The sequence below is a fragment of the Fundidesulfovibrio magnetotacticus genome, from assembly GCF_013019105.1.
GTDB classification, from domain to species: Bacteria; Desulfobacterota; Desulfovibrionia; order Desulfovibrionales; family Desulfovibrionaceae; genus Fundidesulfovibrio; species Fundidesulfovibrio magnetotacticus.
Map to the genome: position 1 here is coordinate 638778 of NZ_BLTE01000001.1, position 19259 is coordinate 658036.

The 19259-nt window shown below is 70.0% G+C and carries 17 protein-coding genes; 4 read left to right on the forward strand and 13 right to left on the reverse strand.

What is annotated here, in order from left to right; all coding sequences use genetic code 11:
• Positions 1 to 81: 81 nt before the first annotated feature.
• Positions 82 to 2481 (forward strand): methyl-accepting chemotaxis protein, encoded by a 2400-nt coding sequence (locus tag NNJEOMEG_RS02915; protein WP_173081097.1) that lies wholly within the window; start codon positions 82 to 84, stop codon positions 2479 to 2481.
• Between the two features lie 102 nt (positions 2482 to 2583).
• Here the strand turns inward: NNJEOMEG_RS02915 and NNJEOMEG_RS02920 are convergent, their stop codons facing one another.
• The 3 genes from NNJEOMEG_RS02920 to NNJEOMEG_RS02930 form a co-directional block, all read right to left on the reverse strand.
• A complete protein-coding gene (locus NNJEOMEG_RS02920; RefSeq protein WP_173081214.1) occupies positions 2584 to 2898 on the reverse strand; it encodes a cupin domain-containing protein in 315 nt (104 codons plus the stop codon).
• 81 nt (positions 2899 to 2979) lie between these two features.
• Positions 2980 to 4302: a P-loop NTPase gene (locus tag NNJEOMEG_RS02925; protein ID WP_173081099.1), complete on the reverse strand. Its 1323-nt coding sequence runs from the start codon at positions 4300 to 4302 to the stop codon at positions 2980 to 2982.
• Positions 4299 to 6935: an HDOD domain-containing protein gene (locus NNJEOMEG_RS02930; RefSeq protein WP_173081101.1), complete on the reverse strand. Its 2637-nt coding sequence runs from the start codon at positions 6933 to 6935 to the stop codon at positions 4299 to 4301. The genes NNJEOMEG_RS02925 and NNJEOMEG_RS02930 overlap by 4 nt, the downstream gene beginning before the upstream one ends.
• 189 nt (positions 6936 to 7124) lie before the next feature.
• Here NNJEOMEG_RS02930 and NNJEOMEG_RS02935 point away from each other — a divergent pair, with 189 nt between their 5' ends.
• The gene (locus NNJEOMEG_RS02935) at positions 7125 to 8570 is read left to right on the forward strand and encodes an HD domain-containing phosphohydrolase (RefSeq protein ID WP_173081103.1); all 1446 of its coding nucleotides are present in this window, start codon (positions 7125 to 7127) and stop codon (positions 8568 to 8570) included.
• 102 nt (positions 8571 to 8672) lie between these two features.
• On the opposite strand, the gene NNJEOMEG_RS02940 is transcribed toward NNJEOMEG_RS02935, so the two are convergent.
• From NNJEOMEG_RS02940 to NNJEOMEG_RS02950, 3 genes are all read right to left on the reverse strand, one after another.
• Positions 8673 to 8834 carry a rubredoxin gene (locus NNJEOMEG_RS02940; RefSeq protein ID WP_173081105.1) on the reverse strand — a complete coding sequence of 54 codons (162 nt, stop codon included), beginning with the start codon at positions 8832 to 8834 and terminating at the stop codon, positions 8673 to 8675.
• Positions 8835 to 9009: 175 nt separating this feature from the next.
• Positions 9010 to 9504 carry a rubrerythrin family protein gene (locus tag NNJEOMEG_RS02945; protein WP_173081107.1) on the reverse strand — a complete coding sequence of 165 codons (495 nt, stop codon included), beginning with the start codon at positions 9502 to 9504 and terminating at the stop codon, positions 9010 to 9012.
• 101 nt (positions 9505 to 9605) lie between these two features.
• Complete coding sequence (locus tag NNJEOMEG_RS02950) at positions 9606 to 10064, reverse strand: Fur family transcriptional regulator (protein WP_235956803.1); 459 nt, start codon at positions 10062 to 10064, stop codon at positions 9606 to 9608.
• 162 nt (positions 10065 to 10226) lie between these two features.
• Between NNJEOMEG_RS02950 and purD the strand changes: the two genes are divergently transcribed.
• A complete protein-coding gene (purD, locus tag NNJEOMEG_RS02955) occupies positions 10227 to 11507 on the forward strand; it encodes a phosphoribosylamine--glycine ligase (RefSeq protein ID WP_173081109.1) in 1281 nt (426 codons plus the stop codon).
• A complete protein-coding gene (purE, locus tag NNJEOMEG_RS02960; RefSeq protein ID WP_173081111.1) occupies positions 11504 to 11992 on the forward strand; it encodes a 5-(carboxyamino)imidazole ribonucleotide mutase in 489 nt (162 codons plus the stop codon). Before purD ends, purE begins: the two co-directional genes overlap by 4 nt.
• Positions 11993 to 12316: 324 nt before the next feature.
• On the opposite strand, the gene recJ is transcribed toward purE, so the two are convergent.
• The 7 genes from recJ to NNJEOMEG_RS02995 all read right to left on the reverse strand — a co-directional run bounded on the left by recJ (position 12317) and on the right by NNJEOMEG_RS02995 (position 19129).
• Complete coding sequence (gene recJ / locus NNJEOMEG_RS02965; RefSeq protein WP_173081113.1) at positions 12317 to 14011, reverse strand: single-stranded-DNA-specific exonuclease RecJ; 1695 nt, start codon at positions 14009 to 14011, stop codon at positions 12317 to 12319.
• A gap of 66 nt (positions 14012 to 14077) precedes the next feature.
• Positions 14078 to 14941 (reverse strand): HDOD domain-containing protein, encoded by an 864-nt coding sequence (locus tag NNJEOMEG_RS02970; protein ID WP_173081115.1) that lies wholly within the window; start codon positions 14939 to 14941, stop codon positions 14078 to 14080.
• 6 nt (positions 14942 to 14947) lie between these two features.
• Positions 14948 to 15808, reverse strand: coding sequence for a tetratricopeptide repeat protein (locus NNJEOMEG_RS02975; RefSeq protein WP_235956804.1), 861 nt, complete (start codon positions 15806 to 15808; stop codon positions 14948 to 14950).
• A gap of 96 nt (positions 15809 to 15904) precedes the next feature.
• Positions 15905 to 16528, reverse strand: coding sequence for a guanylate kinase (gene gmk / locus NNJEOMEG_RS02980; RefSeq protein ID WP_173081117.1), 624 nt, complete (start codon positions 16526 to 16528; stop codon positions 15905 to 15907).
• A complete protein-coding gene (locus NNJEOMEG_RS02985) occupies positions 16515 to 16778 on the reverse strand; it encodes a DUF370 domain-containing protein (protein ID WP_173081119.1) in 264 nt (87 codons plus the stop codon). The genes gmk and NNJEOMEG_RS02985 overlap by 14 nt, the downstream gene beginning before the upstream one ends.
• Positions 16779 to 16787: 9 nt before the next feature.
• Positions 16788 to 17669 carry a YicC/YloC family endoribonuclease gene (locus NNJEOMEG_RS02990; protein WP_173081121.1) on the reverse strand — a complete coding sequence of 294 codons (882 nt, stop codon included), beginning with the start codon at positions 17667 to 17669 and terminating at the stop codon, positions 16788 to 16790.
• 86 nt (positions 17670 to 17755) lie between these two features.
• The gene (locus NNJEOMEG_RS02995; RefSeq protein ID WP_173081123.1) at positions 17756 to 19129 is read right to left on the reverse strand and encodes a MiaB/RimO family radical SAM methylthiotransferase; all 1374 of its coding nucleotides are present in this window, start codon (positions 19127 to 19129) and stop codon (positions 17756 to 17758) included.
• Between the last annotated feature and the right edge of the window lie 130 nt (positions 19130 to 19259).

Below are 19259 nucleotides of genomic sequence, written 5' to 3' on the forward strand. Positions count from 1 at the left end.
CGTCATCGGAACGCCATCGCCTCCGGATAAACGCTTGCCCGGCAGCGGCAACGCGTTTTCCACCACAACCGGAGAGACACCATGGCTTCCCTGAGCCTGCGCACCTTTTTCGCGGGCATCGTCTGCGTCGGCGTGCTCGCCGTCATGACCGCGATGACCCTTTACGTGGTCTACAGCTCCAAGCGGTCCACCCTGGAGATGCAAACGGCCACCATGCGCACCATCAACACGAACCTGGCCGACTCCCTGGGCGATTTCGTGGAGCGCGGCCGCAGCGAGGCAGCCTTCCTGGCCAAAAGCCGTTCCACCCAGCAATACCTCTCCGGCGCCGACCCCGAGGGTCTGCGGGTTCTCCTGGCCAATTCCGCGGGGCGCTCCGGGCTCATGGATTCGGTCTTCGTCTTCGACACGAAAGGTGTCGCCTCGATGGTGCACGACGCCTCCGGCCGCGAGCAGCGGCCCGTGGACCTCTCCGACCGCGAGTACGTGCGACGGGTGCTTGCCGGGGAGGACGCCACGACGCTCATACCCCTCAAAAGCCGCATCAGCTCCAAGCCGGTGGTGATCTTCGCGGCCCCCGTACGCCTGGACGGCGGCATCAAGGGCGGAGTTGCCGTGGCCATGAGCGTGGAAAACCTGCTCGCGCGCCAAATCGACGGCATCAAGGTGGGCGGGCGCGGCTATCCCTACGTTCTCGACGGCAAGGGCATGGTGGCCCTCCACCCGAAACGGGACCTCATGGGGCGCGACTTGTCCACCATGCCCTTCGTGGCGGCCTCGCTCAAGAGCCCTGAAGGATATCAGACCTACGAGTGGGAGGGTCTGGACAAGATCCAGGTGTGGCGCAAGGTGCGCGACTCGGACTGGGTGGTGGTCACCTCGGCCTACGTTGAGGATCTCGCGGCCGGGGCCAACGCCCAGCGCGACGCCATGATCTGGGCCGGACTGCTGGCGGCGGCGCTGCTCATCGCCGCCATGGCCTGGGCCGCGAACCGCATCGTGATCGCGCCCCTGCGACGCCTTTCGGAGCACGCGGCCCGTATCCGCGAGGGCCGCTACGACGCCGCCCCTGAAGGCCGCTTCCGCTTCGAGTTCGCCCCCCTGGCCGACAACATCCAGGCCTTGGCCCTGGAGATCAAGCAGAAACTCGGCTTCAGCCAGGGCGTGGTGGCCGGACTGACCACACCCTTCTTCATCTGCGACGAGAACGACCGCGTGGTGGCCTGCAACCAGCCTCTCGTGGAGCTCTTTGCCCTGGGCGGCACCTCCGGGGACCACATCGGAACCGAAGCGGCCGCCCTGGTGGGCAAGCCCGCCGAAACGCTCCTCGCCCGGCGCTGCCGCCTTTCCGGCCAGTCCATCCGGGACCACGAACAGGTTCTGACCAACAGACGCGGCGAGACGCTCTCCGTCAAGGCAGACTGCGCGCCCATCACCGACCTGGACGGAGCGTTCATCGGCACCATCACCCTCGTCACAGACCTCACCGCCATCCGTCGCCAGCAGGACGAGTTGCGCCTGCAGCGCGACGCCATGGCTGACGCGGCCATGCAGGCCTCCGAGGTGGCGGGACGCCTCGGAGCGCTCTCCCGGGAGTTGGCCGTGCAGGTCGGCCAGGCCAGCAGGGGGGCCGCCGACCAGAACTCGCTGGTGGAATGCGCCTCGACCGCCGTGGAACAGATGGGCGAGGCCGTGCGGGACGTGGCCCGCAACGCCGAGGACGCCGCGACGACGGGCCAACAGGCGCGGGAAAAGGCCCTGTCCGGAGCCAGGGTGGTTTCGAGCGTGGGAGCCGCCGTGGAGGACGTGCTCGGGGCAGCGGAGGCGCTCAAGACCGACATGCGGGAACTGGGCGTGCACGCGGAGGGCATCGGGAGGATCATGGCGGTGATCTCGGACATCGCCGACCAGACGAACCTGCTGGCTCTGAACGCCGCCATCGAGGCCGCCCGCGCGGGCGAGGCCGGGAGGGGTTTCGCCGTCGTGGCCGACGAGGTGCGCAAGCTGGCGGAAAAGACCATGAGCGCCACCCAGGAAGTGGCCCTTGCCGTGGACGCCATCCAGCAGGGCACGCGCCGTTCGCTGGCAGGGGTGGACCGCACGGGCGGCTCCGTGCAGGCGGCTTCGGAACATGCCGGACGCTCCGCTGAGGCGCTGGCCGGAATCGTGACGCTGACCGACGCCTCCGCCGAACAGGTCCGTTCCATCGCGGCGGCGGCGCATCAGCAGTCGGCAGCGGCGGGCGAAATGCGGCGCAGCGTCGAGGCGGTGCGCCAGCTTAGCCAGGAGGTGGCGAAGGCCATGTCGGCCGGAACGGAGGCCGTCGAGGATCTGGCCGGCCAGGCCGGGTCCCTCGAACGTGTGGTCGAGCGCCTGACGCTCCTTTCGCGGGAGGACGCGGCGCTCGCAACCGGCGCGGTCCCTCCGAGCCGCAACGTCGGCCGTCTCATGGGCGCGCTCCCGGCAGGGCCCAAGCAGTAACGACGGTGCCGGCCCGGGTCTCCCGGGAAGGTCCGCCGCGGTGAGCGGTGAACGCACCGGTCCGGCCCGACGCCGGACCGGGGAGATCCCGCAGTGGTTCGCTCAGATGGGCGGGGCGATGGTCACCAGCACGCGCATGTCCGTGACGGCGCGAACGCCGTGGGGTTCGGCGATGTCGCTCACGAGCACGTCGCCCGTCTTGCAGGGGATGGCGTCGTCCTCTGAGAGGAACTCGCCCTCGCCCGAGAGCACCACGATGGTGAGCTGGCCCTCGATCTCGTGGGAGTGCACGGGCATGTGCTGCCCGGCCTTGAAGTTGAAGTTGATGATCTTGAAGTGCTCGGAGTCGTGCACCAGGAAGCTGTGGAAGGTCAGGTCGGTGAATTTCGCCTCGTCGAAGACGCTCACTTTCTTCATCATGGCGTGCCTCCTCGGGAAAAATGAGTGGATTCCCACCCTACCCCATCGGCCGCGCCGCGTCGAGCCCCGAGCGAACGATCAGTGCTTACCCTGGCCGCGCGACGCCATGCGGCGCACCGCCCCGGCCAGGTCCTCCACGCGGAAGGGCATGTCCATCACCTCCGTGGCCCCGCGCCAGACCGGCGGCGCATCGTGGGAGGCCACGGAGCGCACGAAAACCAACCCCGCTTCGCCCAGACCCGCCATGCGCCGGGCCAGGCCGTCGGGGTCGCCCCGCCAGTAGACCACGGCAGCCTCGGTGCGCCCGGCCCCGTCCGGGTTCACCTCCATGCCCGAGGCCCGAAGGCTCTCGGCCAGGATCTGCCCGATGGACTCGTCGGAGCTGATCACCGCCACGCCCGCGCCGTCGCGCCCCCCGGGGCGCTCCCGGCGCGCGGGAAGATCAAGGCCCGTGCGCGCCCGAACCACCAGGGCGCGCAGGCGTTCCAGGTCACCCGGCCCGGCCGCCGGGCCAAGGGAATCCAGCAGAGAGAGGGCATCGTCCAAGGCGCGCACGGCATCCGGCCCGGCGGATGGCGCGCCCGAGGCCTGGGCAGCCTCCCGCATGCGCACTTGCAGGGCCTTGGCGAAGGCCAGGGCTCCTGCCGGGTCCGTGCCCGGGGGCGCGCCCGCCGTGTCCAGGCGTCCGGCCAGTTCCATGAGGGCGCGGGCCGCCGGGGCCGCCGGGAAGAGCTTCACCAGGGCCCGTTGGCGCGCGGCGGCGGCGGCCACGTGGTGGTCGCGCGGCACGTGGCCGGCATAGCGCAGGTCCAGGGAGAGGTGGCGGGCCATGGCCCGGCGCAGGCGCTCGAAGATGTCGCGGCCCTGCTCCGGGCCGCTCACGCGGTTGACCACCAGGGACGGGGCGCGGCGCAGGCCGTTGCCCGAGAGCACCTTCACCAGGGCGTAGGCGTCGGTGAGGGCCGCGGGGTCGGGGTTGGTCACCAGCAGCAGCTCCGGGCAGGAGAGGAACAGCGAGACCACCTGGGCCGAGACGCCCGGCGAGCCGTCCACCACCAGATAGTGGTAGCCCGCCAGTTTGGAAAATTCGCGGGCCATGGCCAGGCGCGCGGGGCGGTCCAGGTCGGCCAGCCGGGCCACGCCGGAACCGCCTGGGATCACGTCCACGCCCGGGGCCGCAGGTATGGCGGCCTGCTCCAGGGGCACGCCGTCGAAGAGCACGTGTTCGAGGGTCCACTCCGGGGTGACGCCCAGGAGCACGTCCACGTTGGAAAGGCCCAGGTCCGCGTCCAACAGGCAGACCCGGCGGCCAAGGCGTCCCAGGGCAAGGGCCAGGTTCACGGAGACGCTCGTCTTGCCCGTGCCGCCCTTGCCGCTGCCCACGGCAAGGACGCGGTTCATCCGCCGCGTCCCGTAAGCCGCTCCACTTCGGCCAGCAGGCGCTCCACCTGGAAGGGCTTGCGCATGCAGGCGGCCGCTCCCAGCTTGATGGCCTGGGCCTGCTCCTCCTCGGTGGCCATGCCCGTGAGCACCAGCACGGGCATGTCCGGCCCGGCGAAGGTGGCCGATTCGCGCAGGAGCGAAAGCCCGTCGCGCCCCGGCATGCGGATGTCCAGGATGAGCAGGCGGTAGCGCCCCTCGCGCAGGAGGCGCAGGGCCTCCTCGCCGTCGGAGGCCGTGCGCGTGGCGAAGCCCCGGGACTCCAGGGATTCGCGCAGGATCTCGCGGATGTGGGCCTCGTCGTCGGCCACGAGCACGGCCGCCTCCTCGCGGCGGGCGGAGGTTTCGTCGGCCAGGACGGGGCGCGCCGAGAGGTCGCGCGGGAGGGTTACGGTGAAAAGGGAGCCGCGGCCGGGCTCGGTGTCCACGGCGATGGTCCCGCCGTGGGCCGTGACGATGCCCCAGGCCGTGGAAAGCCCGAGTCCCGTGCCCTTGCCCTCGGGCTTGGTGGTGAAGAAGGGGTCGAAGATGCGCTCCAGGTTGCCGGGGGTGATGCCCGTTCCGGTGTCGGAGACGGTGAACGCCACGGCGTCGGAGGCCGTCAGGCGGCGCAGTCCGGCGCGCAGCACGCCCCCGCCCTCCTCCATGGCGTGCTGGGCGTTGAGGGCCAGGTTCAGGAGCACCTGCTCCATCTGGTGGGCGTCGGCGCGAATGTCGGGCACGTCGGGGGCGTAGTCGCGCTCCAGGCGGATGTTCTGGGCGGCGAGGCCGCTCTCCACCAGGGCCAGCACGCGCTCCAGGCACTCGCGGGGGTTCATGAGTTCCATGCGCGGGGGGGCCGGGCGGGCGAAGTCCATGAGGCTCGTGAGGATGGCCCCGATGCGATCGATCTGCTCCACCATCTGGCGCAGGCCCTTCTTTTTGGCCGGGTCGGACTCGCGCATCTCCAGAAGCTGCGCCCGGGCCGAGATGATGGCCAGGGGGTTGTTGATCTCGTGGGCGGCCCCGGCCGCCAGCTGGCCCACGGCGGCCAGGCGCTGGGTTTTGAGGAGCTTGTCGTTCATCTCCTGCATGGAGCGCATCATCAGGGCCAGGCGTTCGCCCCTGCGCTCGCGGCTGTCGGCCAGGTCCAGGCGGCGAAAGGCCTGGGCGGCCAGCTGGGCCAGCAGGCCCACGGCCCCGCGCATCTCGGGCTCCACATGGCCGGACCCCGGGGCGAAGAGCAGCTCGCCCGCCCCCAGGCCGTTCTCGCGCACGGCCACCGTGGCCACGCCGTGCTGGAAGTGCACAGGCGGCCCCTCGGGACCGGGCAGCGCGGCGGACCGGATGCGCATGCCGCGCGCCAGTTCGCCGTAGGGCCAGGGGAGCGCGCCGGGCTCCTGGGGTGCGCCGGAGTCGTCCAGTGGCACGCGAACCGGGCCTTCGCCCGCCTCGCTCCAGAGCCTGCCGCGCAGGACGCGGCCGTCGTCCTCCAGGAGGCAGGCCAGGCCGGAGGAGGCCCCGAAGCGGTCGCGCAGGCAGCGCGCCAGGGCCTTGAGCACTGCATCATCGCTCTCGGCCTTGGCCAGCTCGAGGCCGGCCTGGGCCACATGGCGCAGGGCGCGGGCGTCGCGCTCCTGGGAGCGGGCGCGCCCGGCCAGCCCCAGGCCCGTGTCGCCAAGCCTGCGGTTGGCCCGGGCCAGGGCGTCGAAGTAGAAACCCGCCGCGTCCTGGGGCATGGCGAAGAGACCCGAAAGTTCGGCGAAGCGCCTGCCCAATCCGCCGCGAATCTCCGCCAGGGCGGCTTTGTCCAGGCCCAGTTCGCGGGCGGCGGCCAGGCTCTCGCCCTCGTCCTGGGAGGGCGCGGCCAGGCCCATGGACTCGTGGGCGATGCGATCGGCCAGGGCGGTGAACAGGGGGATGAGCCCCGCCGCCCCCGCCGCGAGCAGGGCCTGCGGCGGCTGGTGGTGCATCCAGGCCGACTCGGCCAGGCTGGCGGGCAGGCCCCAGCGCTCCAGGAGCCACTTGCCGGCCAGGCAGTGGTCCGCCCCCAGGGCCTCCTGCTCGGCGCGCACCAGGCGTCGGCCGGAGAGGAACTCGTCGGCGTAGAGCTTCGCCGTCTCGCCGGGGGCGCAGGCCAGGAGCGCCAGCTTGCCGCAATCGTGCAGGAGCCCGGAGGCGAAGGCCGCGCCCGCCAGATTCGGGCGGACCTTTTCGGCAAGCATGCGCGCGGCGCAGGCGCAGGCCAGGCTGTGGCGCCAGACATCGGACACGGCAGGATCGCCCGCGCCGAAATCCTTGAAGAGCCCTTCGCGCACGCACACGCACAGGGCGGCGGTGCGCACGGTCTCCGCGCCCAGGAGCATCACGGCCTGGCGCACGTCGTCCACCTTCTGGGCGCGGTTGAACTCGGCGGAGTTGGCCAGGCGCAGGATGTGCACGCTCACTGCCGGGTCAGCCTCCACGGCCTGGGTGAGATCCTTGGGGGAGGGAGCGTCGGAGGCGGCAACTTCCAGGAGGCGGGAGGCGGAGGCCGGGGCCGAGGGAAGCCTGTCCAGGCCCTCCACCAGGGCTCGCACCCTGTCGGCCTGACGCCTGGTGTCGGGTTGATCCATGGGTTGATCGCCGTCGCTGGTTCGGGTGTGGGGGCGTTTCGGGCTCACTACATCAAAACCCCGGAAAGGCAAACCGCAACGGACACAGGATTTCTGGATGCTCCCAGATTCACTGGACATCCCTGTCTTCAACGATGTAATATGTCCCTGAGGGTCTGTTGTGCCCATCCTTTCGACCGGTAGGCGCGCATGCAAGGCCTTGGGCCGAGAATCCTGCTCGTGGACGACGAGCCCGGCGTTCTGGAGGTTTGCGCGGAGTCCCTGGCCGATCTGGCCCAAACCGTCAGCACGGCCCGCGACGGCCTCCAGGCCATGGAGCACCTGCGCGAGGGCTCGTTCGACCTCGTGGTGAGCGACCTGCGCATGCCCGGAGCCTCCGGGGTCGACCTTCTGCGAACGATGAACTCCTCGGCCCCGGACACGGACCTCATTGTGCTCACGGGATACGGCACCATCGAAAGCGCGGTGGAGTGCGTGCGCCTGGGCGCGGTGAACTACCTGCTCAAGCCCTTCAAGGTGGAAGACCTGCGCGCCGCGGTCATCAAGGCCTTCACGGAGCGCTCCCTGCGCGTGCGGGCGGGCGCGGGCGGGCTTTCGCGCATGCTGGCCCTTTCGGCCGCGCTTTCGGCCCGCCAGGAGGCCCGGGCGCTGGTCAAGGAGTTCCTGGCCCAGGTGAGTCAGGCCTTCGCTCCCGACGGCATCGCCTTCTTCTCCCACGGGTCCGACCGCTCCGACGGCCAGCGCCACATCTTCCTGGGCCCCTACTTCCGGGAGAATCCCGGCGTGCGGACCTGGTTCGAGTCGCTTTCGGCGGGTCTTGCGCGCAAGGGGCGCCCCATGCTCTTCGAGGAACAGCTGCTGCGCGACGCCTTTGCCGCCCAGGAGGCGCGCCCGCCCATTTCGGCCTTGGGCGCGCCGCTCACCTTCTCGGAGGGCTCCGGGGCGGTGGTGGCGCTTCGCGCGGCCGGCTCGGCCCCTTACGGAGTGGAAGACCTCAAGCTTTTCACGCTCTTTGCCTCCCACGCCTCGGTCTGTTTCGAGTCCACGCGGGCCTGCACGCGTCTCAAGGCCGTCAACGAGGAGATCGTCTTCTCCCTGGTGCACGCCGTGGAGGCCAAGGACACCTACACGCGGGGCCACTCCGAGCGCGTGAGCCGCTACGCCGTGAAGCTGGCCCGCCACCTGAAACTGCCCACCCGGGAGGTGGATTTGGCGCGCACGGCGGGCATGCTCCACGACATCGGCAAGATCGGCGTGCCCGACAACATCCTCAACAAGGCCGGACCGCTCGACGAGTCCGAGCTGCCCGTGATGCGCCAGCACCCCGCCATCGCGCGCACCATCCTGGGCAAGGTGGAGAGCCTGGGGTCCGTGCTCCCCGTGGTCTACCACCACCACGAGCGCTTCGACGGCACGGGCTATCCCGACGGCCTCGCCGGGGAGAGTATCCCCTTCCTGGCCAGGCTGGTGAGCGTTGTGGACGGCTTCGAGGCCATGACCTCCGACCGCGCCTACCACAGGGGCCGCGCCCTGGAGACCGCCCGCGACATCCTGCGCCAGGGCGCGGGGAGCCAATGGGATCCGGTGTTTGTTCACTCCTGGCTGGAGCTTCTGGACAAGCCCTCCGCGGCCTGAGCCCTCCGGCAACGCGAAAGCCCCTCCCGCCCGTGCGGAAGGGGCTTGATGGCGCGGACGCCCCGCGCTCGGGGAACGCGCCGGGCGTTCAGCCGCCCGTGCCTACGCCTCGACCTTCTCGAAGAATTCCTTTTCGGCCCCGCACTTGGGGCACACCCAGTCCTCGGGAACCTCTTCCCAGGGGGTGTCCGGCTTGACGCCGTGCGCCACGTCCCCTTCGGCGGGATCGTACACGTAGTCGCAGGGGCATTCCCATTTGTCCATGACGGCTCCTCCATCGAGTTGTTCAGCCATGCGCGCGTCCCGCGCGAGCCCGACAGCCCCCAGCATAGACTGATTCAGCGGCCTGTACAACAACCTCGCCGGAGAGACGCTTGCGGGCCGGGCCCGAAGCGCCCCCGGGAGACGCCCCGGGAATCGCCGAAGGCGTGGCCCGACGCTAACCCACCGAATAGAAGGCCTTGGCGGCCGCCTGGCAGACAGGGCACTTCTCGGGTGCGTGGTCCTCGCAGGTGTAGCCGCAGACGCTGCAGACATAGTATTCCGTGTCCTTGAGGCCGGCGGGATCGGCCAGGGCCTTGGCGTAGAGGTCGGCGTGGACCTTTTCCACGGCGTTGGCGTAGCGGAAGCTGCGCTCGGCCTTCTTGTTGCCCTCGGCCACGGCCGTCTCGATCATGGGGGGGTACATGCTCTCGAACTCGTGGGTCTCGCCGGCGACGGCGGCCTTCAGGTTCTCGGCCGTGGTCCCTATGCCGCCCATGGCGGCCAGGTGCGTGTGGGCGTGGATAGTCTCGGCCTCGGCGGCGGCGCGGAACAGTTTGGCAACCTGCTTGAAGCCCTCCTTGTCGGCCTGCTTGGCGAAAGCGAGGTACTTGCGGTTGGCCTGGGATTCTCCGGCGAAGGCTTCCTGAAGGTTCGCGTCGGACTTTGACATTGATCGCTCCTTTTTAGCCGGTAATTCCGACTTAGTAATTTTTCTGAATAGAATGATAAGCCAAAGCGCTCGGACTGGTCAAGCGCTTTGAAAGGAAAAAACTACTGCTCGCCCATGCAGCGCGTGCACACGCCGCGCAGCACCACCCGCCTGTCGTCCGCACGGCCCAGGGCCTCGGAGTCCAGCGGCAGGGTGAGACGGTCGAACTCGTCCCAGAAGAAGTCGTAGATGGCCTTGCACCGCGAGCAGACGAAGTGGTGGTGCGGGCTGGTGTCGGCGTCGAAGCGCCCCTGGTCCCCGGTGACGGGCACGCGCATGATCAGGCCCAGTTCGTCGAAGGTGGACAGGGTGCGGTACACGGTGTCCAGGGAAATGGTGGGCAGCCTGCGCCGAACGCGCCCGAAAACCATCTCCGCGCTGGGATGGTCCTTGGCTCCCACGAGTTCGCGCAGGATTTCCAGGCGCTGGTGGGTCAGGCGAAGACCTTTGTCCAGGGAGATGGACTTGAAGCGTTCCAGGGCGGAATCGAAGTCCATGACCGTTGATTGCGTCTGCAGCATAGGTTCCTCCCCCGCAGTCGGTTCGTGTTACGAATAGATTATTTCCTGCCGAAGTCAAGCGCAACCAGGAACTATTCCCACAAAGTACCGCCACGCAGGCAGTCGGTTTGCTTTCGCCCCCCACTTGCGCTACCTCACGGTCATTTCCCGTAAGGAGAGCCAATGAACGTCCTACTGGTGGGCTCGGGCGGCCGCGAGCACGCCCTGGCCTGGAAACTGTCGCGGAGCCCCCTGGTGGAAAAGCTCCGCGTGGCCCCCGGCAACGGCGGAACGGCCCTGGTGGCCGAGAACGTCCCCATCGGGGACACCGACGTGCAGGCCCTGGCGGACTACGTGCGCGACAACGCCATCGACTTCGTGGTGGCCGGCCCCGAAGCCCCCCTGGTGGCCGGACTCACCGACGCCCTGGCGGCCCTGGGCGTGCCCTGCTTCGGCCCGGACGCCTACTGCGCGCGGCTGGAGGGCTCCAAGGCCTTCGCCAAGGAGGTCATGGCCGTCTCGGGCGTGCCCACCGCCGCCTTCCGCGTCTTTACGGACCTGGAAGCCGCCCGCGCCCATGTGGCCGAACGTTCCCTGCCCATGGTGGTCAAGGCCGACGGCCTGGCCGCCGGCAAGGGCGTCGTGGTGGCGAAAACCCGCCAGGAGGCCCTGGACGCCCTGGAGGAGATGATGGCCCGCCGCGTGTTCGGCCAGGCCGGAGACACCGTGGTGGTGGAAGACTGCATCCTGGGCGAGGAGGCCTCCTTCCTGGCCTTCTGCGACGGCGCGACCTGCGCCCCCATGCCCTCCTGCCAGGACCACAAGGCCGCGGGCGAGGGCGACACCGGGCCCAACACCGGCGGCATGGGCGCATACTCCCCCGCTCCGGTGCTCCCCGACACCGAGTGGGAGCGCATGGCCGACCTGGTGATCCGCCCCATCCTGCGCACCCTGGCCGAGCGCGGCCACCCCTTCAAGGGCGTGCTCTACGCCGGGCTCATGATGACCCCGGACGGCCCCTCGGTGCTCGAATACAACGTGCGCTTCGGGGACCCCGAGTGCCAGCCCCTGCTCATGCGCCTTGAGTCCGACCTGGCCCAGGTGATGCGCGACTGCGTGGCCGGAAAGCTGGACCCCGCCTCCCTGCGCTGGAGCCCCAAAACGGCCCTCTGCGTGGTGCTGGCCGCAAAGGGCTACCCCGGCGACTACCCCAAGGGCATGGAGATCCGGGGTCTGGAAGCGGCCGACGCCCTGCCGGACTCCAAGGTCTTCGTGGCCGGAGCGGCCCTGAAGGACGGCGCCCTGCGCGCCACGGGCGGACGCGTGCTGGGCGTCTCGGCACTGGGCGAGGGCCTGGCCAGCGCCCAGGAGAACGCCTACCGCGCCGTGTCCGCCGTGGGCTTCGAGAACTCCTATTTCCGCCGCGACATCGGCTCCAAAGGCATCAAGAGGATTTCGCAATGACCAAGGTCGCCATCTTCATCGGCTCCATCTCGGACAAGGACGTCATGAGCCCCTGTTCGGAGGTGCTGGGCCAGTTGGGCATCGAGCACCTGTTCACCGTCACCAGCGCCCACCGCACCCCGGAGCGCACCGAGCGCTTGGTGACGGAACTGGAGGCCAAGGGCTGCCAGGTGTTCATCTGCGCGGCGGGCATGGCCGCGCACCTGGCCGGAGCCGTGGCCGCGCGCACGCTCAAGCCCGTGCTGGGCGTGCCCGTGAACGCCTCGCCCCTGGGCGGCATGGACGCCCTGCTCGCCACCGTGCAGATGCCCCCGGGCTTCCCCGTGGGCACCCTGGCCATCGACAAGGCCGGGGCGCGCAACGCCGCCTGGCTGGCCGCCCAGATCCTGGCCCTCACGGACAAGAGCCTGGAGGAGAAGATCCGTCAGGCGCGCGAAGGCTTCGCCCAGAGCGTGGAAAAGGCCGCCAGGGAGCTGGAGGTCTAGCAGGCCGTTGATAAAGTCGATTTTTGCAGCCTGTTCAAAAAAACCGCTGGCAAGGCGCGGGGAGAAAGCCAAGCCCGAAGCGTATTTCTCATACGTGAGGGTCTGGTATTTGCCCTGCAACGCAGCCAGCGTGCCTTTTTCAACAGGCTCCTAGCAGGCCGGACTTCGCGCCGCCGGGAACGCCCCGCGCCGGGAGTTCCCGGCGGCGTCCCCCCCCCGCGAGGCCAACCGGCCCGCGACGGCAAAGAGCCCCGATCCAGGACGTCGCGATGACCGCGCGTCCAGGTCCCGGGGCTTTTTCGCGGGCCGCAGGCGGCCCGGAGATCAGGAGACGGCCCAGTCCTTGACGCGCAGTTCCACGCTGGCCAGGCCGTTGTAGGTGTCGAGCTTGGGGGTGAAGGCCAGGGTCAGGGGCTTGCCCTGCACCTCGGGCCCCAGTTTGTCGGCCATGCGCCAGGCCTTGGCGCGAAGCGTCACGCCGGCGCCAGGGTCGCGCACTTCCAGGACCACGTGGTTGGCCCCGAAGGTGCGCCTGCCGCGCACGTCCAAGGGCGGCGAGGAGAACACGGGCTCGGGGTTGCCGCAGCCGAAGGGTCCCAGCAGGTCCAGCTCCTTGAGCAACTCCTGGTGGATGTCGGCGAAGGAGAGTTCCCCGTCCAGGCGCAGGCTGGGCACGGGGTCCGTCTCGCCCAGCTGGGCGCGCACGGCCTCGCGGAAGGCCGCGCCCAGGGTCTCCAGGTTCTCCGGGGCGAGGCTCAGCCCGGCGGCCTGGCGGTGCCCGCCGAAACCCAGCAGATGCCCGCCGCAGGCCTCCAGGGCCGCGTAGAGGTCCACCTCCGGGATGGAACGCCCCGACCCTTTGAGCTTGCCGTCGCACGCGGTGATCACCAGCGCGGGGCGGTAGTGGTTCTCCACCACGCGCGAGGCCACGATGCCGATCACCCCCTGGTGCCAGTGGGGCGCGTGCAGCACCAGGGCGGGCGCGCCGGCCTGGAGCCGGGCCTGCTCCAGGGCCTCGGCGGAGATGGCCTCCTCCTCCTGGCGGCGGCGGACGTTAAGTTCGTCGAGCTGCTTGGCCAGGGGCCGGGCCGCGCGCAGGTCGCTCGCCAGGAGCAGGCGCAGGGCGTCGCCCGCATGCCCGAGGCGACCTGCGGCGTTGATGCGCGGGGCCAGACCGAACGTGACCTGGGAGGCCTCCAGCGGGGCCTTGGGATAGTATCCCGCCGCCTCCTTGAGGGCGAAGACGCCCGGGCGCGCCCCCTCCGCCAGCAGGAGGAGCCCGTTCTTCACCAGGATGCGGTTCTGGCCCGTGAGGCTCACCACGTCGGCCAGGGTGCCCATGGCGGCCAGGTCGAGGAACTGGCGGATGTCCAGGGGCTCGCCCGGCAACATGCGGTTGAGCGCGGCGGCCAGGAAGAAGGCCACGCCCACGCCGGCCAGGTCGCGCCCCGGGCCGTCGGCCAGCTTGGGGTTGGCCACGGCCAGGGCGTCCGGCAGTTCGGGGCCGGGCAGATGGTGGTCGGTGACCACCAGGTCCAGGCCCAGCTCGCGGGCGCGGCGCGCCTCGGCCACGGCCCCGATGCCGCAGTCCACGGTGAGCACGAGCTGCGTTCCGTCCCCGGCCAGGCGCTCCAGACCCGCGCAGGAGAGTCCATAGCCCTCTTCCATGCGCGCCGGAATGTGGCTGGCCGCAGCGTAGCCGCGCTTGGCGAAGAAATCCAGGAGCAGGGCCGTGGAAGTGACGCCGTCCACGTCGTAGTCGCCCCAGACGGTGATCTTGCGGCCCGCCTCCAGGGCCTGGGCCACGGCGCGGGCCGCCGCGTCCATGCCGGGGATCTCCTGGGGGCGCATGAGGTGGCGCAACCCCGGGCAGAGGAACACGTCCATGGCGTCCGGCGTCTCCAGACCACGATTCCAGAGCAGACCGGCCAGACGGGGGGAGACGCAGAGTTTCCCGGCCCAGTCGTTCAGGACCTCGGGCGCGGGGACCTGGCCCCGGGGACGCCAGAGCTTACGCACGCGGCGCGTCCCCACGGGCGGCCCGGCGCGCGCCGGGTATGGCGGATTGGAAAGCGGACGAAGGGCTCATGCGGCCAGCCCGGAGGCGAAGACGCCGGGGTCGTGGCGCTCCAGGAGGGCTTTGACTTCCGCGAGCAGGTCCTCGGGGATGAGGTTGAACTTGTGGAGCACCTCGCGCCAGGGGCAGGCCACCAGGGCGTCGGGGTTCACGGCCACGTGGGCCACGGCGTCGGCCACGCAGAGGGCCAGGGCCTGGCGGCGGTGCCCGGGGGAGTGCATGGGGGCGTGGTGCCAGTTGACGGGCTCGGTCAGGTCGGCGGGGAGGTTCCACGCGCCCATGACCATGGAGCCCAGCACGCCGTGCTCGATGCCCCAGTACTCCTCTTCGGCCTCGGAATAGGGGATGGCGCGTTCGGCGGCCAGGGCCTCGATGGCGCGCCAGTCGTCCGGGCGGTGCAGTGCGGTGAGCAGCTTGCCCAGGTCGTGCAGGACGCCCGCGGTGAAGAGATTGTCGCCGTCGAGGCCGCCCATCGCCGGGGCCAGGCGGCGGGCCACCAAGGCCACGGAGAGCTGGTGCTCCCAGTAGGGGGCGAGGGGGAAGTCCTTGGGGAAGCCCTTGACGCTGGTGAGCCCCTTGACGCCCACGGCCAGCACCAGGGAGCGCACCTCGTTGAGCCCAAGCACGGCAATGGCCCGGCCGACGGTGGTCACTTCCTGCTGGAGGCCGTAGAAGGCCGAGTTGGCCATGGTGAGCACCTTGGCGGTGAGGCCCTGGTCGCGCGAGAGGGTCTCGGCGATCTCCTCGATGGGCGTGGCCGCGCCCTGCCCCGTCTGGCTGTAGAGGGTGGTGAGCAGCGCGGGGGAATAGGGCAGGTCGTGCCGCTGGCCCGGCAGGTCGAGGAGGAATTGCTGGCCGCGTTCTTGGCTCATGGCGGCCTAGATGCCCACGTTGATGGGCTGGCGGGAGGGATCGTCCCTGGGGAGCAGTTCGCGCACGCCGGGCAGGTCGAGCGAGACCTTGTTCTGCTCCACAAGATATTTCACGAACTTGCGCGCTTCCACCAGCTCCGGGTTCAGGCGCAGGGCGTTCTTGAGGTATTCAAGGCACTGGGTCGCGTTGTCTTTCTCGAAGTAGGCCCGGGCTATGTTGTAGAAGAGGTTCTCGTCGGATTCGGTGAGGCTCTCGGCCTTGCGGTAGTAGTCGAGGGCCTGGTCGAGCATCTTGTTCTTGCGCAGGCTGATGCCGAAGTCGTTGAAGAGGTGCTTGTGCTCGGGCTCGAAGGCGGCGTCCAGGCGCACGAGGCGCTCGAAGATGTCGTTGGCTTTGTGGGCCTCGCCCCGGTCGAGGTAGGTGAGCCCCAGGCCGAAGTTGGCGCGCACGTTTTCCTCGTCCACCTTGAGGGCCTGGCCGAACTCCAACTCGGCGCTGAAGATCTCGCCCTTCTCGCGGTGGCGCTCGCCCTTCTGGATGGTGCGCGAGAGTTCCTGGAGCTTGGGGTAGACCGTGGAAATGTAGAACTCGGGCTCCGGAGCGAACTTGGCGAGCAAGTCCTCGATGGTGATCTTGCGTTTGGGGCCGGAGGGAATGTAGTTCTTGTTCAGGGGCTGGATCTCGAGTTGATTCTCTTCCAGCTCCTCCACGAACCAGTAGGTCTTCTGGATGGTCTTGCGCGTGGTGGTGCCGGTGCCCACCTTCTGAATTGACTGCGTGGAAAAGATGCCCTTGATCTTGTCCCGGGGGCGGGAGGCGACGCGGGGCGACTGCCCCCCCTCCTGGATGTCCATGGACTCGCTCATGACGTTGGCTCCCGTTCGGGATGCGAGACCCTTCCAAGGCCCCGCCTTCCTTCGCATACCCCGAAGAGCCTTCCGCCGCAAGCGATCATCGATCTATCACGTCCACTGTGAAAGAAGCGCATCCACAAGTTCCGGGTGCAGGGCCGGGGCGCTGCGTGCGGCCAGGTAGACGGCGCGCAGTTCGTCCACCGCGCGCTCCAGAACATCGTTGACGATCACGTGCTCGAACCAGTCCGCCTGGGCGATCTCGCCCCGGGCGTTCTCCATGCGCAGGGCCACGGTTTCGGGGGAGTCGGATGCCCGGCCCTGGAGGCGGCGCAGGAGTTCCCCGCGCGAGGGGGGCAGCACGAACACCGTGTGCCCCAGGCCCAGGTTCGCCTTGAGCGCCCTGGCCCCCTGCACGTCGATGTCGAAAAGCACGTCCCGGCCCTGGGCCAGCATGTCCAGCACGGCCTGCTTCGGGGTGCCGTAGTAGTTGCCGTGCACCTGAGCCCACTCGGCGAAGTGGCCCTGGCCGATGAGCTCGCGGAAGCGCTCCTGGCTGGCGAAGAGGTAGTCCACGCCGTCCTGCTCGCCCGGGCGCGGGGCGCGCGTGGTGCAGGAGATGGAATAGCCGATGTCCGGGAACTCCCGGCGCAGGGCCTTGATGAGCGTGCTCTTGCCCGCGCCCGAGGGGGCGCTTACGATAAGGGCCAGTCCCAGCCGTCTACTTGTCGTCATCGTCGTCGTCCTGGCTGAAGCGTTGGGAGATGGTCTCGGCCTGGATGGCCGAGAGGACCACGTGGCCCGAATCCGTGATGATGATGGACCGGGTCTTGCGGCCCTGGGTGGCGTCCACCAGCCGCTGGGAATCCTTGGCGTCCTCGCGCAGGCGGCGCATGGGCGAGGACGCGGGGTTCACGATGGCCACCACGCGCGCGCTGATCACGTAGTTGCCGAAGCCGATGTTGAGCAGTCCTGTTTTCTGCACGCCACGGTCCTATTCGATGTTCTGCACCTGTTCGCGCACCTTTTCCAGCTCGGCCTTGAACTCCACCACGATGCGGCTCACCTCGATGGACTGGGCCTTGTTGCCGCAGGTGTTGATCTCGCGGAAGGCCTCCTGGAGCAGAAAGTCCAGGCGCTTGCCCACGTCGCCGTCCTGGCCCAGCAGTTCGCGGATCTGGTCCAGGTGGCAGCCCAGGCGGGTGAGCTCCTCCGACACGTCGAGCTTGTCGGAGAGCATGGCCACCTCCTGGAGCACGCGCTCCTCGGGGGCCTCGATGCCGACCTTTTCGAGAAGGGCCGACAGGCGCGTGCGCAGGGCCTGGAACTTCTCCTCCTTCACGCGCGGGGCCAGGACCTTGATCTGGCCGTGCCAGCCGGCCAGGCGCTCCAGGCGGCGCAGGATGTCCGCGGCCAGGAGCGCCCCCTCGCGGGCGCGGGCGGCCTGAAGATCCTCCAGGGCCAGGGCCAGTCCCCGGCGCAGGGCCTCGGCCAGCTCGTCGGGAGCGTCGGAGAGCCCCTCCTGCCAGAGGTGGGAGATGGTCATGAGCCGGGTGAAGTCCGGCTCGAAAGAGCGGCCCATGTCGCGCGCCAGGCCCTCCACCGACTGGAGCATGGCCCGGGCCAGGGGCTTGTTCAGGGCCACGTCCAGGGCCTCGGCCCGGTGGGGCTGGCAGTTGCAGCTCACCTCGATGCGGCCGCGATCGGCGTGGGCGCGCACGATCTTCTCCAGGTCGGCTTCCTGGGAGCGCAGGAACAGGGGCAGACGCCACTTGAGGTCCAGGTAGCGGCTGTTGACGGAGCGCGCCTCCCAGACCACGCTGGCGTAGTCGTTTTCCGTGACGGAGCGGCCGAAGCCGGTCATGCTTTTGGGCATAGGGTTCCCTGCCGGGCCGGGCGCGAGGCCGCGTCCGGGCGGCGCTGCTTTGGATTGGCGGCCCGGGGCGGGCGCGCCTGAAGCGTTCACTCTACCTTTTCAAGCGGGCGTTCGTAAAGGGGAGGCTCCACGCGGGGAGCCGCCTCACCGTCCGCCTCCCCGCCGTGGGGACGCGACCGGGGAGACTCCAGAGGCTCGGCCAGCAGGAGGGCCCCCTCGGCGCGCACGGGGCGCACCTCCACCAGCGCGCCGGGGCGCAGGCCTGCCGCGCCGGCCCCCTCCAGGCGCACCTCCACGTAGTGCTCGCTGGCCCCCGAGGGCGGGTCGTCGCGCTCCAGGGCCACGGTGAGGCGCGGCGCACGGGCCAGGCGCGCCACGTAGTCCTGCTCGCGGCGCAGGGCCTCCTCGCGCAGGGCGCGGGCGCGCGCCTTCTTCACCTCCCGGGGCAGCTGACCGGGCGCGCGGGCCGCCACGGTGCCCGGGCGGCGCGAATAGGGGAACACGTGGGCGTAACACAGCCCCGCCGCCCCCACGAAGTCCAGGGTGGCCCGGAAGGCCGCCTCGCTCTCCCCGGGAAAACCCGTGAGCAGGTCCGCCCCCGCCGCTGCCAGCGGGTTCTCCCGGCGTAGTCCCTCCAGGAAGCGCCGCACGCCCTCCGGCCCGTAGTGGCCCCGACCCATGGCGCGCAGCACGCCCTCGTCGGCGCTTTGCAGCGAGATGTGCACGTGCGGACAGACCATGCGCGAACCGGCCAGAACCTCCAGCGCGCGCGGGCCGAGCATGCCCGGGTCCAGCGAGGAGAGGCGCAGCCTGGCCCGGCCCGCCCACTCGGGGGTCAGGGCGGCCTCCAGGCGCGCGAGCATGTCCCAGAAATCCCCGCCGTCCGCATCGAACTGGCCCAGATTGATCCCGGAAAGGATGAGCTCCCGGCTGCCCGAACCCAGGAGTGCCCGGGCCTCGTCCAGGATGCCCGCGAAGGGCCGCGAGCGCGCCCCGCCCCTGGCGCGGGGCACGATGCAGTAGGTGCAGCCGTGGGAGCAGCCGTCCTGCACCTTGAGCACCGGGCGCGAGCGCTTGAAACGGCGGATGGCGAAGGCGGGCCAGTCTCCGGCGCGGGGGGGCCGCGCCGCGCCGTCGGGCAGGGCGCACAGCCCCTCCTTGCGGGACTGGGGGATCACGTTGTCCCGGCCCGCCAGCTCCACGAAGGGGCCGGGCTCCACCTGGGAGGCGCACCCGGCCACGAGCACGCGCGCGCCGGGGGCCTCGCGCAGGGCGCGGCGCACGGCGCCCCGGCTGTCGGCAACGGCCCCGGCCGTGACGGCGCAGGTGTGCACCAGCACCACCTGTGCGTCCGCGGCCTGCCGGGACTCGCGCCACCCGGCGTCCTCCCAGGCCTCCCGCACGGCCTGGGACTCGTACTGGTTGATCTTGCAGCCAAGGGTTTGAATGAAGAAGCGCATCTCCGCCCCTACCCCAAAGCGTCCGCCAGGTGAAGCCGGGCCATAGTCCACTTTACAGGACGACAGTCCCATTCAAAGGACACAATTCGCCCTTTTCTCAGGAACGCACAGGTTGCCACAAAACGTAACA

Excerpts from the sequence above, each read along its gene's own strand:
- NNJEOMEG_RS02915 (WP_173081097.1), top strand. The coding sequence starts at position 82 with ATGGCTTCCCTGAGCCTGCGCACCTTTTTCGCGGGCATCGTCTGCGTC.
- NNJEOMEG_RS02920 (WP_173081214.1), bottom strand. The coding sequence starts at position 2,898 with ATGAAGAAAGTGAGCGTCTTCGACGAGGCGAAATTCACCGACCTGACC.
- NNJEOMEG_RS02925 (WP_173081099.1), bottom strand. The coding sequence starts at position 4,302 with ATGAACCGCGTCCTTGCCGTGGGCAGCGGCAAGGGCGGCACGGGCAAG.
- NNJEOMEG_RS02930 (WP_173081101.1), bottom strand. The coding sequence starts at position 6,935 with ATGGATCAACCCGACACCAGGCGTCAGGCCGACAGGGTGCGAGCCCTG.
- NNJEOMEG_RS02935 (WP_173081103.1), top strand. The coding sequence starts at position 7,125 with ATGCAAGGCCTTGGGCCGAGAATCCTGCTCGTGGACGACGAGCCCGGC.
- NNJEOMEG_RS02940 (WP_173081105.1), bottom strand. The coding sequence starts at position 8,834 with ATGGACAAATGGGAATGCCCCTGCGACTACGTGTACGATCCCGCCGAA.
- NNJEOMEG_RS02945 (WP_173081107.1), bottom strand. The coding sequence starts at position 9,504 with ATGTCAAAGTCCGACGCGAACCTTCAGGAAGCCTTCGCCGGAGAATCC.
- NNJEOMEG_RS02950 (WP_235956803.1), bottom strand. The coding sequence starts at position 10,064 with ATGCTGCAGACGCAATCAACGGTCATGGACTTCGATTCCGCCCTGGAA.
- purD (WP_173081109.1), top strand. The coding sequence starts at position 10,227 with ATGAACGTCCTACTGGTGGGCTCGGGCGGCCGCGAGCACGCCCTGGCC.
- purE (WP_173081111.1), top strand. The coding sequence starts at position 11,504 with ATGACCAAGGTCGCCATCTTCATCGGCTCCATCTCGGACAAGGACGTC.
- NNJEOMEG_RS02970 (WP_173081115.1), bottom strand. The coding sequence starts at position 14,941 with ATGAGCCAAGAACGCGGCCAGCAATTCCTCCTCGACCTGCCGGGCCAG.
- NNJEOMEG_RS02975 (WP_235956804.1), bottom strand. The coding sequence starts at position 15,808 with ATGAGCGAGTCCATGGACATCCAGGAGGGGGGGCAGTCGCCCCGCGTC.
- gmk (WP_173081117.1), bottom strand. The coding sequence starts at position 16,528 with ATGACGACAAGTAGACGGCTGGGACTGGCCCTTATCGTAAGCGCCCCC.
- NNJEOMEG_RS02990 (WP_173081121.1), bottom strand. The coding sequence starts at position 17,669 with ATGCCCAAAAGCATGACCGGCTTCGGCCGCTCCGTCACGGAAAACGAC.
- NNJEOMEG_RS02995 (WP_173081123.1), bottom strand. The coding sequence starts at position 19,129 with ATGCGCTTCTTCATTCAAACCCTTGGCTGCAAGATCAACCAGTACGAG.